The 13,880-nt window shown below is 56.4% G+C and carries 12 protein-coding genes and 2 pseudogenes; 11 read left to right on the forward strand and 3 right to left on the reverse strand.

The features are described 5' to 3' along the window. Positions 1–154: 154 nt before the first annotated feature. The 3 genes and pseudogenes from ACMGGN_RS08665 to ACMGGN_RS08675 form a co-directional block, all read right to left on the reverse strand. A complete protein-coding gene (locus ACMGGN_RS08665) occupies positions 155–502 on the reverse strand; it encodes a hypothetical protein (protein ID WP_231386186.1) in 348 nt (115 codons plus the stop codon). 1 nt (position 503) lies between these two features. Further along, positions 504–989 (reverse strand): annotated as a pseudogene (locus ACMGGN_RS08670) (SOS response-associated peptidase family protein); the annotation flags it as partial. 133 nt (positions 990–1,122) lie between these two features. Further along, entirely contained in the window at positions 1,123–1,980 is an 858-nt protein-coding gene (locus ACMGGN_RS08675) for a LysR substrate-binding domain-containing protein (RefSeq protein WP_174141158.1), read from the reverse strand. Positions 1,981–2,091: 111 nt separating this feature from the next. Between ACMGGN_RS08675 and phnD the strand changes: the two genes are divergently transcribed. The 11 genes and pseudogenes from phnD to ACMGGN_RS08730 all read left to right on the forward strand — a co-directional run bounded on the left by phnD (position 2,092) and on the right by ACMGGN_RS08730 (position 13,820). Further along, complete coding sequence (phnD, locus tag ACMGGN_RS08680; protein ID WP_414156670.1) at positions 2,092–2,961, forward strand: phosphonate ABC transporter substrate-binding protein; 870 nt, start codon at positions 2,092–2,094, stop codon at positions 2,959–2,961. Continuing rightward, positions 2,958–3,752, forward strand: a complete 795-nt coding sequence (gene phnC / locus ACMGGN_RS08685; RefSeq protein ID WP_174141159.1) for a phosphonate ABC transporter ATP-binding protein — start codon at positions 2,958–2,960, stop codon at positions 3,750–3,752. The genes phnD and phnC overlap by 4 nt, the downstream gene beginning before the upstream one ends. Before the next feature lie 2 nt (positions 3,753–3,754). Further along, the gene (gene phnE, locus ACMGGN_RS08690) at positions 3,755–4,573 is read left to right on the forward strand and encodes a phosphonate ABC transporter, permease protein PhnE (RefSeq protein ID WP_414156671.1); all 819 of its coding nucleotides are present in this window, start codon (positions 3,755–3,757) and stop codon (positions 4,571–4,573) included. Between the two features lie 266 nt (positions 4,574–4,839). After that, complete coding sequence (psrA, locus tag ACMGGN_RS08695) at positions 4,840–5,931, forward strand: iron-containing alcohol dehydrogenase PsrA (RefSeq protein ID WP_115274721.1); 1,092 nt, start codon at positions 4,840–4,842, stop codon at positions 5,929–5,931. A 113-nt stretch (positions 5,932–6,044) separates the two neighbouring features. After that, complete coding sequence (locus tag ACMGGN_RS08700; RefSeq protein ID WP_115274722.1) at positions 6,045–7,340, forward strand: MFS transporter; 1,296 nt, start codon at positions 6,045–6,047, stop codon at positions 7,338–7,340. A 43-nt stretch (positions 7,341–7,383) separates the two neighbouring features. Continuing rightward, a pseudogene (locus tag ACMGGN_RS08705) lies at positions 7,384–7,904 on the forward strand (LysR family transcriptional regulator). 27 nt (positions 7,905–7,931) lie between these two features. Beyond that, positions 7,932–8,759, forward strand: coding sequence for a phosphonoacetaldehyde hydrolase (gene phnX / locus ACMGGN_RS08710; protein WP_125924089.1), 828 nt, complete (start codon positions 7,932–7,934; stop codon positions 8,757–8,759). Between the two features lie 77 nt (positions 8,760–8,836). After that, positions 8,837–9,391, forward strand: coding sequence for an alkaline phosphatase family protein (locus tag ACMGGN_RS08715; protein ID WP_115274724.1), 555 nt, complete (start codon positions 8,837–8,839; stop codon positions 9,389–9,391). Between the two features lie 308 nt (positions 9,392–9,699). Next, on the forward strand, positions 9,700–10,983 hold the full coding sequence (locus ACMGGN_RS08720; protein WP_115274725.1) for an OprD family porin: 1,284 nt from the start codon (positions 9,700–9,702) through the stop codon (positions 10,981–10,983). 242 nt (positions 10,984–11,225) lie between these two features. Beyond that, positions 11,226–12,101, forward strand: a complete 876-nt coding sequence (locus tag ACMGGN_RS08725) for a LysR substrate-binding domain-containing protein (protein WP_115274726.1) — start codon at positions 11,226–11,228, stop codon at positions 12,099–12,101. 198 nt (positions 12,102–12,299) lie between these two features. Then, positions 12,300–13,820, forward strand: coding sequence for an aldehyde dehydrogenase family protein (locus ACMGGN_RS08730; RefSeq protein WP_174141162.1), 1,521 nt, complete (start codon positions 12,300–12,302; stop codon positions 13,818–13,820). Positions 13,821–13,880 lie beyond the last annotated feature (60 nt).

A 13,880-nucleotide genomic window follows, 5' to 3' on the forward strand; every position in this document is an offset into this window, starting at 1 on the left:
CTTCTTTCTGGCCGCGCAGATCGACGCTTGGCTCACAGATAAAGCCGCTTTTGGCGATGTATTCGACGGCATCGTCTTAACGACGCTCGCCGGAGGGGTGTTCTACCTGGCAGGCAGAGGGTGACCCTGGCTGGCTGACTACCCTGCAGACACTTCAGGGCTTGTACTGAATGGTGTACGACGCATCCGTTTGAGGGTCAATGGTAATCGGCATGCCGAATAGCTTCCCTTTACATTCACTGACGACGCAGCGATAAACGGACCCCTGCCTGAGCTGTGCCCACAAGCCTTCGTCATGTATCACGATACACACGACGCGGTTTTCCGGATCCTCTCTGACCTGAGCGACGTGGTGGTCCAGGTCGCAACCGAAATCGGCAGTGGTAAACTCTGGATCGTAGCCGATCAGCACACCATGCCTTTTCAGATCGTCCCTGATACGCTCAATCACGTCGTCTGCTTCTTGTTTTAGCATGATCGTTATCTCACGGTGCTTGAACATATCAAAACTCTAGCTGACCCTGCCGGTCTTCGCTGTTTATCGGTGCAACCAACGATGCACCCTCATTCCTGACATTGCCCACCGCCTTGTCTACTGGAAACCAACGAAAGTCCGCTGCCGGCCTGCAGCCCTGTTCCACGATCGCCGAAGCCCGCTCTGGTGATGTGCTTGGGGCGATCCATTCCCGGGCAAGCTCAGGGGTCAACACCAAGGGCTTTCGGTCGTGGATGTCGATCAGGCCCTCGTCCGCAGTTGCGGTGATGATAACGAACCCATCGCGCTCATCCGGCTCAATGCTCTGATGCACCTCAGCGAGCGCTGCGAAGTAGAGTGGCCCTCCATCAGCGCTGGTAATGTAGTACGGCTGCTTGCGCTTCGGCTCCGCTGGATCGGGTATCCATTCGAACCAGCCTTTGGCCGGCGCCAAGGCTCTCCCCCCCGGCCAAAGTCCTTTGAAAAACGTGCCCGTCACCACTGTCTCGGCTCGACCACCTGCCTTGGAAAACCGATAGGGGTTCGATGCCCGGAACGTCCTGCACTCGCCTTGGACGTTAAGACGTCATGCTAATGGCACAGTGGCACAGTGGCACTGAAGTCGATGGAGCGCCAACTTTCCACTTTCACTGCAAGGCAATCGATAGGAAGGAGTCGATGACTCGACTGCTGCGACGCTCGGCTAAGTAATACAAATAGGTTTCAGTGAAAACTGCGTCGCCAGCGATGCGGATGACTTTCAGGCTCGGGTCGGCAATGTATTCCGCTTCCGACACTGCGCCGATGCCGAGCTTACGAATGACCGCTTCGCGTAATGCTTCGCGGCTGCCGATTTCCATGGCAATTCGTGGGCTGACGTCAGCCTCGGCCAGAGCCTGTTCCAGTGCCAATCGGGTGGTCGATCCTTGCTCGCGACGTAGAAGAGGCTGCCCCTGCAGGGCTTGCAGCGGCACCTCATCATGCCGGGCAAACGGGTGGTCGACATGGGCGAAGAGAATGACCGGATGACGCGCGTAGCGCTGGGCGACGAATGCAGGATCGTCCTGCAGCCCCGCCAGTACACCGATGTCGCTCACGTAGTTTTCCAGATCGGCCAGCACTGAGGCTGAGTTGCCGACACGAATAGAGACATCGATCTGCGGATACTGGGCCTGGTAACGGTCAACCATTTCGATCACATGGAACGGGCCGACCGCGCCGATGCGCAGTTGCCCGCGGTTGAGCTTGCCAGCATCGCGCAGCAGGTTGGCAGCTTCGGCTTCTAGCAGCGCCAGTTGACCGGCGATGGGCAGCAATGCACGGCCCACTGTGGTCAGTTCGATACGCCGTCCGCGCCGGTGGAACAGCTCGACGTTGAATTCGCGTTCCAGGGCCTGAACCTGATTGGTGGCTGTCGGCTGGCTCAGGCCGATGGCTCTCGCTCCAGCGCTGAAGCTGGCATGGCGGGCAACGGCAAGAAACGTACGCAGTCGGGCAGATGACATCTATAGATCCTTTGAATGGAAAGCGCTCGAAAACCATATTGAACTGATGCGTTGACTGTCACATGACAGCCCTAGCTTTGGCCTCACCAAAAACAACCCTGCGGTGACGCCATGATCTCTTTTGCCAGCCTGTGCCGTTCTGCCCGCTTTATCCTGCTGTCTCTGATGTTTACTTCAGCCGTACAGGCCCAGGAGATCCTGACCGTCGGCCTGATACCTTCCGAAGACTCTCAAGCGATGATCAAAAGCAGCCAGTTGGTGCTCGACCAGCTTGAGCAGCGCTTGGGCATGCCGGTCAAACCCTTCGTTGCCACAGACTACAACGGCGTGATCGAAGCCCTGCGTGCGGGCAAATTGGATGTTGCCTACCTGGGGCCGTTCTCTTATGTGCTGGCTAAGCAGATGGCTGATGCCGAGGCGTTTGCCGTGGCCGTGACCCGTAAAACCGGCAGCAGCGCCTATCACAGCCTGATCATCGCCCGTAACGACAGTGGCATCCGCAGCCTGCAAGACCTGCACGGCAAGACATTCGCCTTTGTCGACCCCAGCTCGGCTTCGGGGCACCTGTTTCCCAAGGCGGGCCTGGAGCAGGCTGGCCACGACCCTAAAACGCTTTTCTCACGGGTGATTTTCTCTGGATCCCACGACGCGAGCATCCTCGCGGTGGAAAACCGCAAAGTGGACGCCGCAGCGGTGGCCGATCGCATCCTCGCGAGCGCGGCGCACAACGGACAGGTCAAGCAGCAGGACTTCCACGTGGTGTGGACCTCGCCGGACATTCCCGAGTCGCCGATGGTCTGGCGCAAAGGCCTCGATCCTGAGTTGCAGGCCAAATTGCGCAATGCATTCGCCGCGATCAAGGATGTCCCATGGGGCGACCAGGGCATGCTCGACGGGTTTCAGCCCACCAGCGACGCGGCCTATGACGTGGTTCGTGATACCGCCAAGGTGCTCGACCTCGACTTGCGGAGGCTGAAATGATCCGCATCCAGCAATTGGTCAAGGGCTATGCCGACAATCCGGTATTACGCGGTATCGACCTGCAGGTCGCGGCAGGCGAGTTCGTGGTGATCCTCGGCCAATCCGGTGCCGGCAAGTCCACCTTGTTGCGCTGTATCAACCGTCTGGCTCACGCTGACAGTGGCGTGCTGGAAGTCGGCGGGGTGGACGCCATGCAAGCTTCACAGCAGCGCGAACTGCGCCGGCGCGTAGCGATGATCTTCCAGCACCACAACGTGGTGCCGCGCCTTTCAGTGTTGAAGAACGTGCTGACCGGACGCCTGGCCCACTGCAGCACACTGGCCTCGCTGCTGCAGCTCTTTCGTCGAGAGGACATAGAGCTGGCCCGTGATTGCCTGAGCCGCGTCGAACTGAGCGACAAGGCCGGTGCGCGCGCAGATTCGCTATCAGGCGGGCAACTGCAGCGCGTCGGCATCGCCCGGGCGCTGGCCCAGCGTCCGGAGGTGATCCTGGCTGACGAACCGGTGGCCAGCCTAGACCCAAACACGGCACACCTGGTCATGCGTTATCTGCGCGAGGCAACCCGCACACTTGGCATCACGGTGGTGTGCAATTTGCACCAAGTGGACTTGGCACGGGCATTCGGCGACCGCATCGTGGGCCTGGCCAGTGGCCGTCTGGTATTCGACGGCCCGGCGCAGACCCTGGATGACGCCGCACTGCAGCGCATCTACCACAGTGGCGGGCCTCGTCAGGCAGGCGATTCCCCAGTGGCTGAACATCCTGTCATCGCGGCTGGCACGAGGGCCTGAACATGAATCCACGAACTCACCAATGGCTGGTGCGTACGCCGACGACATCACGCGGGTGGCTGGTCAGCGCTGTATTGCTGGCAGTGGTCCTTTGCGTGCTGCATTGGAGCGCCGAAGGTGCGCAATTGAGCTGGGGCGAGCTGGCCAGCGGCCTGCCGCAGATTGGCGACTTTCTCGGCCGCTCGCTGCCGCCGGACCTGAGTATCCTCCCAAACCTCTGGCGTCCAGCGCTGGAAACCCTGCAGATCGCGCTCTGGGGCACCCTGCTGGGGATTATCGGTGCCATCCCGCTGGGCTTGCTTGCCGCGCGCAACCTTCACGACAAGCGTTGGCTGTATCAGGGCACCCGGCAACTGCTCAACGTGATTCGTAGCATTAACGAACTGATCCTGGCGCTTGTGTTCGTTTCCGCGGTGGGCCTAGGCCCGTTCCCTGGCGTGCTGGCCCTAGCGCTGCACGGTGTGGGCATGCTCGGTAAGTTCTTCGCGGAAAGTATCGAGGAAATCGACCACGGCCCGATCGAGGCATTGCAGGCAACGGGCGCTCGACCGCTGCAGGTGATTGTCTTCGGTGTATTACCGCAAGTGATTACAGCCTGGATTGCGGTGGTGCTGTACCGCTTCGAGGTCAACCTACGCTCGGCGACGGTGCTGGGCATGGTCGGCGCGGGTGGCGTCGGCTTTGAGCTGGTAAGCAGCCTGAAGCTGTTCAAGTACCAGGAAACCGCCACCTGTATTCTGCTGATTACCTTGATGGTGGTGCTCGCCGACCTGCTTTCCAGCCGCCTGCGCCAAGCCATCCAGGGCTCGGCTCGTCACTGATTTTTCCTCTCCCCACCAACAACAAGGAACTGCCTATGCGTGCCGGTTTCCACAATCCTGTCTCGACCGTATTCGGCGCTGGCACGCATCGCCGAGCTGTGCCCAAGCAAAGTCGCTTTAGTAACGTTTCCGGAAGCCGCGCAGCTAGGGCTGCACCATGTAATCGGTTGAGCCGATAGTGACCTTCAAACAATCGATTTGAGCTATATAACCGTGGCGCTGAATATGACCACACCTTCCAACAACAATAAAACCAAGGAGTCGTCATGACTGCTCGTTTCCACAACCCGGTCGATACGCGCTACGGCTACGGCAGCCTGAAGGAACTGGTTTCCCTCACAGACCATCAAAAAGTCGCGCTGGTCATTTTTCCGGAAGCTCGTAGCCTGGGTCTCTTGGAACGTATTCAGGGTCTGCTGGGCGATCGCTTGGTATACCTCATCGAAGATGTGCAGCCTAACCCAGATGTGGCTCAGTTGCGCGGCACTTATGAGCGCTTCTGGCGCGAGGCTGCAGACTGTGAAACCGTAATCGCCGTTGGTGGGGGTAGCGCCATTGACACTGCGAAAGCGTTGATCGTAGGCACCGAAAGCGGCACCTTTGATGAGTTGCTGCGATTGCTGGCAACAGGTAAGCCTTTCGTGCCTGCTTGGACTAAGGCACTTATCGCAGTACCTACTACCGCGGGAACTGGCAGTGAAGTAACCCCGTGGGCGACGATCTGGGATAACGCGAGCCAGAAGAAGTACTCGCTGCACCTGGACTGCACCTGGCCCAAGGTTGCTATCGTTGACCCAGAATTGATGTTGACCGTGCCGGCTGGCGTTACTGTCTCAACCGGCTTAGACGCGTTGTCTCATGCGCTGGAATCGATTTGGAATGTCAATGCCAATCCAGTCTCGGATAACTTCGCCATTTCCGCCATCCACGACATCCTTGAGTGCTTGCCGCAGCTCTATCGCGATCTCTCCAATAAGGAGTTGCGTTCGCGCATGGCGCTGGCTGCGCTTAAGGCTGGTATGGCTTTCTCTAATACCAAAACGGCACTTGCCCACTCCATTTCTTACGAAATGACCCTGCGTTATGGGCTACCTCATGGCATCGCCTGTTCCTTCACACTGCCGCTGGTCCTGGGCTTGGCCTGGGGCCGGGATGAAGCGCGCGACCGTACCCTGCAACAAGTATTTGGCAGCGACCTCAGTACCGCGCAGTCGCAACTGCGTGCGTTCCTTCACGCTTTGCAGGTAAAGACCGAGTTTACCGACTATGGCGTGTCGGCCAAGGAGGCGGAAGAAATTATCGCGTTTGCCATGCAAGGCGCGCGAGGCAAGAACTTCATCGGCGCTCAAGCCGCCTAGGGACGAATTTCCATTAGCTGCGGCGTTTGTTGCAGCGGTTTCCTGATGCACCAAAAAAGAGTGCCACCCCCGCCTGTTAACGGCTGGTGGGAACGAACAAAAAGGAAAACATCATGAATCGTGCCGACACCCTGTCCGCTCTTGCAGTGCCGACGTCATCCTTCCGCGTGGCTCAATGGCGCATGCTATTGGCTGCTATGTTGTGCTACCTATTCTTCTATACCGGGCGACAAACCTTCGGTTTTGCCATCCCCGGCATTCAGGCTGAGTTTGGTTTTACCAAAGAAACCCTGGGCTGGGCATCGGCCGTCATGCTGTGGGCGTATGCCATCGGTCAGGCCATTAATGGCAATCTCGCCGATAAGTTCGGCGGCCGGCGCATCATGAGTCTGGGCGCGGTACTGTCCTGTGGCGCCAACTGGGTAACCAGTTTCGCCGGCGGCCTCGCCAGCCTGATCCTGCCATGGGGTATCAACGGTTACTTCCAAGCTTTGGGCTGGGCGCCGGGTAGCCGCTTGCTGTCGAACTGGTGGAGCGCCGGCGAACGCGGCAAGGTCTATGGCTTCTATGTATTCGCCGCCGGCTGTGCATCGGTACTGTCGTACATCACCTCGATCGTTGTCCTGGAGGTCTTCCAGCTCGAGTGGCGGTGGATCTTCCGGCTGCCAGTATTGTTGATGCTGGCAGGTGGCATCCTGTTCTACCTGGTCGCTCGTGAACGTCCGCAGGACCTCGGCTTTGAACCACTTGCCGACACCGGTGTGGCCAATGCTGGCGATAAGGACCACGAAGTTGCCGACGGTGAAGTGGAAACTTCGGCGCAGCGTTACAAAGCTGTGCTGAAAAACTTCCGTCTGATTATTGCGGCTGTATCCCTTGGCTTCCAGAACGCCGCCCGCTATGGCTTGATCGTCTGGGTGCCGGTGCACTTCATGGGCGCTGACTGGAAACATGGTGACGGCTTCATCGACCCTAAATGGATCACCGTTGCATTGCCGGTAGGCATGGCAGTCGGTGCACTGAGCAATGGTTGGGTATCCGACAAGCTGTTTGGCTCCAAGCGTTATCTGGCGATCATGCTCTACATGTTCCTCGGCGCTGCAACCAGCCTGTGGATGTGGAGTCTGCCTTCCCACAGCGGTATTGGTCTGGTAGCCCTGTTCCTTTGCGGCTTCTTCGTCTACGGCCCTGCTTCCAGCTTCTGGGCACTGTGCCCTGATCTAGTCGGTGCCAAACGTGCTGGCACAGCCACCGGGATCATGAACTTTTCTTCCTACCTGTTCGCAGGCTTGGCAGAGCCGCTAATTGGTTCAATGCTCGACAGCACCGGTAACACTTCGCTGATCTTTATCGTAGTGACTGCGGCCTGTCTTTCCAGCGCAACCGTAGCCCTGTTCATCCGGCGCTGAAGCTTGCAACTTGTACGCTGACTCGCTTATCTAGGCGCCTCATATGTATCAACACAATGAGTGGTTCCGCTCCTTCCATACCGTGGCAAGTACGGGCAGTTTCGCCCTCGCCGCTGAGTACCTCAGCGTCGGTCGGCCGACTGTAAGCGAACAAGTCGGTGCTCTTGAGGAGAAATTCGCGGTGGAGCTTTTCCACCGCGACGGGCGCTGGTGTTGCGCGTATCACAATCGCGGACCCGGCAGCGGCTCGAAGACTATTGCCAGCAGCACGGTGTAACACTCAACTGCGTGATGCAATTGAACAGTCGTGAGGCGATAACTCACGCGATCATGCAAAACATTGGTATCGGTTTCGTCTCTGTTGTGGAATATATCGCGTTACCCGGAGCATGTCCGGTGAGCTTTATCGATGAGCCGCTACATATTGAGTACTACTTATGCTGTCTGCGCATTTGTCGTCAACGATCACTGATTGAAAACTTTTCAGTGATGCGAGTGCTGAACAGCTATTGCGTTAAAACCTGTATACAGCCCTGTAACATGGCTAATGATCTTCGGGGTTGATCATTAAAAACTAAGTGGAGTATCAATATGAACTACGAACAACCGAATCAACTTAAAGCTGTCGTTCTGGACTGGGCTGGCACTGTTGTAGATTTCGGCTCTTTCGCGCCGACTCAGATTTTTGTCGAAGCCTTTGGCGAGTTCGGTGTTGCAGTTACTCTTGAAGAAGCCCGTGGCCCAATGGGCATGGGCAAATGGGATCATATCCGTACTCTTTGCGATGTGCCGGAAATTGCCGAACGTTATCGCGCGGCCTTCGGACGTACTCCGACTGACGACGACGTGACCGCCATCTATGAGCGCTTCATGCCGCTGCAGATCGAAAAGATTGCGGTGCACTCGGCATTGATTCCAGGCGCTCTGGATGCCATCGCCACGCTGCGTAGCAAAGGTCTGAAAATCGGTTCGTGCTCCGGTTATCCCGCGGTGGTCATGCAGAAGGTCGTCGATCTGGCCCGTGAGAACGGCTATGTCACTGACCATGTGGTAGCTACCGACGAAGTGCCGAACGGTCGTCCTTATCCCGCACAAGCGCTGGCTAACGTGATCGCCTTAGGTATCGACGACGTCGCGGCCTGCGTGAAGGTTGACGACACCTGGCCAGGTATCCTCGAAGGTCGCAGCGCAGGCATGTGGACGGTGGCGCTGACCTGTTCGGGTAACGCTCTCGGCTTGACCTATGACCAATACAAATCCTTGTCTTTGGAGGTCCTGGCAGAAGAGCGCGCGCGTATTGTCAAGATGTTCGAAGGCTCGCGTCCGCACTACCTGATCGACACCATCGCCGACCTGCCGGCAGTGATCGAAGACATCAACAAGCGTCTGGAACGCGGTGAAATGCCACAATCGAGCTAAGTGTGAATTAGTTCGCAGGGCGCTGCCTGCTTCTGCTCCTGGCAGCAGCAGGCAGCATTTTACAGAAGGACATTCACATGACCAATGCTGTAAGTGTCAATGGAACCAAATATAGCTGGCCAAAGCGACCGATTGTCGTTATTTGCATCGATGGCAGCGATCAGAGTTACTTACAGCGTTGTCTCGGACAGGCCTCGATACCCGGCATTCAAAACTTTATCAAACAAGGCTTTTCCAGTGCGGTTAATGGTTTGATATCTTTATTCACCTGCACAAGCAACATGTCTATCATCACGGGGAGATCTCCGCCCAAACACGGCATTTCCGGTAACTACTATCTGGATATCGAGACGTGGCGACCTGTGGTGAAGGCCGGCCCGGAATTGCTGCGTTGCGACACCGTTCTTGCCGGCTTTGCTCACGCCGGCGCCACTGTGGTGTCCGTCAACGCCGAAGAAAAATGGCGTCGACAGCTGGGCAAAGGCCTAACTGCCGGCCCTGGCCAAATCAGTTTTTCCGCAGAAGCCGCACGCCCCTGCACCTTGCATGAAAAACCGAGTGCCGTGGCAACGCCAGTCCAGAAGCCATCATGGCAAGGATCGGCGCCATCGACGGGGTTGAACCAATCTTGAACAAATCTGGAGGGTTTGCATGGCACCGGTAATGTGCCCAGGGTGGATTGTCCGAAGCCACTTTCCCTGTGATTATCAATCGCCCGCTGAACAATAAAATACCGCATGCGTGCTGCGGCGCGTGTTCTAAATTATTATCACGTGTTTGACCTGGCTGTAGATGTAATGCAGCAACTAACATGCTTGTGAACGCCGAAAATCTTTATTTGCCTTACTCAACCGTTTGTTCGCCGAAACCTGATTGTATGGGCTGCCACCAGCGCACCCGTGTGCTTGGGTGTATTACTCAACGTAGAGATCAAACAATAATGAAAACAAGACCTCATCACTACCTGAAAACCGCAGCGTGCATAACCCTGGTGCCATGTGCATCTAGCGCCTTCGCGGACTTTATCGGTGACAGTAAAGGTTCACTGGAGCTGCGAAATTTTTATTACAGCCGCGACTTTCGCGATGGTGCCCCGAGTCAATCAAAGCGCGAGGAGTGGGCTCAAGGTTTTATCCTGAACCTACAGTCGGGTTTTACCGATGGTACGGTTGGTTTTGGTGTCGACGCGATCGGGATGCTCGGGTTGAAACTTGATTCCAGCCCAGCCCGCACCGGCACAGGTTTGCTGCCGCGTGGGTCCGAGAAACGCGCTGAAGATGATTATTCAAAGCTGGCAGTAACCGCCAAGGCACGCTTTGCGCAATCAGAGTTGCGTATTGGTGGGTTGAATCCGGTACTGCCACTGTTGTCGTCGAACAATAGCCGCTTGTTGCCCCAGGTATTTAATGGTGCCCATCTTGTCTCTAAGGACATTACCGGCCTGAACGTTACGGCGGGACAGGTCGACTCAGTTAAGCAGCGAGATTCATCCAGTTCCGATGATCTCACATTGACCTCCCAGTTTGGAGGTTACGCTGCAGTAACTGGTGACCACTATTCCTATGGTGGCCTGGACTATCAGGTGCTCCCCAACCTGACACTTTCTTATCATCTGAGTGAGCTTGATGATATTGTTCGCCGGGACTATCTGGGGATAAAGTTCCACACGCCGCTAGGCGCAGGTAAAGCCTTTGTCGAAGCCCGCTACTTTGACGCTCGTGAAACCGGACGCAAGCTTGTCGGCGAGGTGGAGAACCGCACATTCAGTAGCAACATGGGCTACACCATTGCTGGGCACACCCTGAGCGGTGGTTATCAAAAGAGCTCTGGCGATACTGCGTTTCCCTATATTTCCGGTACCGATACCTACCTGTTTGCCGAAATGCTAGTGAGCACCTTCTCGTTGGCCAATGAACAGGCTATCTACGCGGGGTACGGGTACGACTTCGCTGCACTGGGTATCCCTGGCCTGACGTTCAACTTGCGTTATGTCAAGGGTGACGACGTTGACCCGACCAACATCAAGACATCCAAGTCTGCCGCGTTGCGAGCCCTGGATGAAGAGGGGCATGAGTGGGAGCGCAGCACCGATATCATCTATGTTGTTCAATCCGGTCCACTGAAGAATTTTTCGCTTCGGTGGCGAAACGCGACCAATCGTTCAAACTATGCGGACAGTGGCGATGAAAACCGGGTGATCGCCAGTTATGTGATAAATTTCTAAATTATGGGCTGTCGATTCTGCTTTGCATGCATTGGCCGCGTGCTGTTGTAAAACAAACGTTTCCCTCTAGGTCGTCGACCCTTTGCGTGCCAATCCCCCCTCGTAGAAAATACGTGGATGGTCGGCGACCTCTTTTTAATCAGAAAAACGGTCTATGCTATAGGCAAGGACCCTATCATCTGGCCCTTGCGGGTATATGCCTTTTGGATTGACGATCAGATGCTCTAACAAAGAGATTAAACATGTATCAGTATCATAAATGGCTACGTTCGTTTCATGCTGTCGCACGTACAGGAAGTTTTACCCTGGCGTCGGAATACTTGAGCGTGGGCCAATCTACCATCAGTGAGCAAGTCAGCGCACTGGAGAAAAAATTTTCCGTAGAGCTGTTTCACCGGCGCGGCCGATATGTCGAGCTAAGTGCTTCCGGACATATGCTATACGATATAACGCAGGGCTTGTTTGGGCAGGAAGATGAAGCGATCCAGTTGTTGCAGAGTTTTCGTCAGCGCAAGCACGGGATGTTGCGGATTGGTGCCGTTTCACCGCCGATTGCCATGAGCCTCACCTATTCGCTGATGCAGAAGCATCCAGACGTAGAATTGGAAACTTCGTTCACAACGGAAACGGGAACGCTTGACCGGCTGTATAACTTTGATATTGATATTGCCATATTGGCGTTGTCCGAGTTTGACCCTCGCCTTAGTACCCAGTTGTATCGGACCTGTCCGATTCTGGCGGTAGTGCGAGATGACCACCCGTGGGCAAGCCAGGACGTAGTAAGTGTAAAAGATATTGTTGGCCAACCTGTAGTACTACGGGAGGAGGGTTCGCGCACAAGGCAATTAGTGGAGGAGGGCTGCGCGGCTCATGACGTAAAACTTAACTGCACGATGCAGCTAAACAGTCGAGAAGCCATTGTTCATGCGGTCGTTCATGGCATCGGGGTGGGATTCGTATCATCAGTGGAGTATGCAGATCGGCCCGGGACCAAGGCGATCGCCTTTGTCGAACAACCTTTTACCATCAGCTATTACCTCTGCTGCCTGCAAACCCGTCGCAACCGGCCGATGATTTCCGAACTGTTTGAGGAGAGCGCCCAGCCACCGGTCCAGTAGCTCGCACCCTTTTGCCGTCGTATCGCTCCAGCCGTTCAAGCCCTTCGAATAATCGATTTGAGCTTGAGCCAACACCTGATAACTCTATAGCGGCACCAACGCGATGGCGGTGGGCCACCCGCTAATCCAGGCGGAAGTTTTACCTGACACGCCCCGTCCCAGGCTCCTCCAGCTAAATACAATAACTAGGAAACAATAATGCGCTACGCACATCCCGGTACTGAAGGTTCCAAGGTTTCCTTCAAGCTTCGCTACGGCAACTTTATCAACGGCGAGTTCGTCGGTCCGATCAACGCTGAATATTTCACTACCACGTCTCCGGTCAATGGCCGGCCGATTGCCGAGTTTCCGCGCTCTGGCGCTGACGATGTCGAAAGCGCTCTGGATGCGGCGCATGCCGCTGCAGATGCTTGGGGGCGTGCGTCGGTTTTGACACGCTCGACCATACTGTTAAAAATTGCCGATCGCATCGAACAGAATCTTGAGCTGCTGGCCATTACTGAAACCTGGGACAATGGCAAGCCGATCCGCGAAACGCTCAACGCCGATATTCCGTTGGCCGCCGACCACTTCCGATACTTCGCCGGTTGCCTACGCGCCCAAGAGGGCAGTGCTGCTGAGATCGACGGTAACACCGTGGCTTACCACATTCACGAGCCGCTCGGAGTAGTCGGACAGATCATCCCGTGGAACTTCCCCATCCTGATGGCTGCCTGGAAACTGGCACCCGCCCTGGCTGCGGGTAACTGCATCGTGCTCAAGCCGGCGGAGCAAACGCCGCTGGGCATCACTGTCCTGCTAGAAGTGATTGGCGACCTACTGCCGCCTGGCGTGCTCAATATCGTGCATGGTTTCGGCCGTGAAGCCGGTGAGGCACTGGCCACCAGCAAGCGCATTGCCAAGATCGCTTTCACCGGTTCTACCCCAGTGGGCTCGCACATCATGAAATGTGCTGCCGAGAACATCATTCCTTCTACGGTAGAGCTGGGCGGCAAGTCGCCGAATATCTTCTTTGAAGACATCATGCAGGCTGAGCCCAGTTTTATTGAAAAAGCCGCCGAAGGCCTGGTGCTGGCATTCTTCAACCAGGGCGAGGTGTGCACCTGCCCATCGCGAGCTTTGGTTCAAGAGTCGATCTACCCGGCGTTCATGGCTGAAGTGTTGAAGAAGATCAACCAGATCAAGCGCGGCGATCCGCTGGACACCGACACCATGGTCGGCGCCCAAGCGTCCGAGCAGCAGTTCGACAAGATCCTTTCCTATTTGGAAATCGCCGAACAGGAAGGCGCTGAACTGCTTGCTGGCGGCACGGTGGAGAAGCTCGAGGGCAGCTTGTCGGCGGGTTATTACATCCAGCCGACCCTGCTCAAGGGCCACAACAAAATGCGTGTGTTCCAAGAGGAGATCTTTGGCCCGGTCGTCGGCGTCACTACCTTTAAGGACGAAGCGGAAGCCCTGGCGATTGCCAACGACACCGAGTTTGGCCTTGGTGCAGGCCTGTGGACCCGCGACATCAACCGCGCCTACCGCATGGGCCGGGGCATCAAAGCGGGCCGCGTATGGACCAACTGCTACCACCTGTACCCGGCTCACGCCGCGTTCGGTGGCTACAAAAAGTCTGGCGTCGGTCGCGAAACCCACAAAATGATGCTCGATCATTATCAGCAAACCAAGAACCTGCTGGTCAGCTACGACATCAATCCGCTCGGCTTCTTCTAATCCCTTGGTAAGCGCTCTCGGCAGCCATTTGCACGCGCTGCCGGGCGCGGGCAATGCGAT

This window comes from Pseudomonas sp. BNK-30 (assembly GCF_047456185.1).
In the GTDB taxonomy this organism is placed as follows: Bacteria; Pseudomonadota; Gammaproteobacteria; order Pseudomonadales; family Pseudomonadaceae; genus Aquipseudomonas; species Aquipseudomonas putida_E.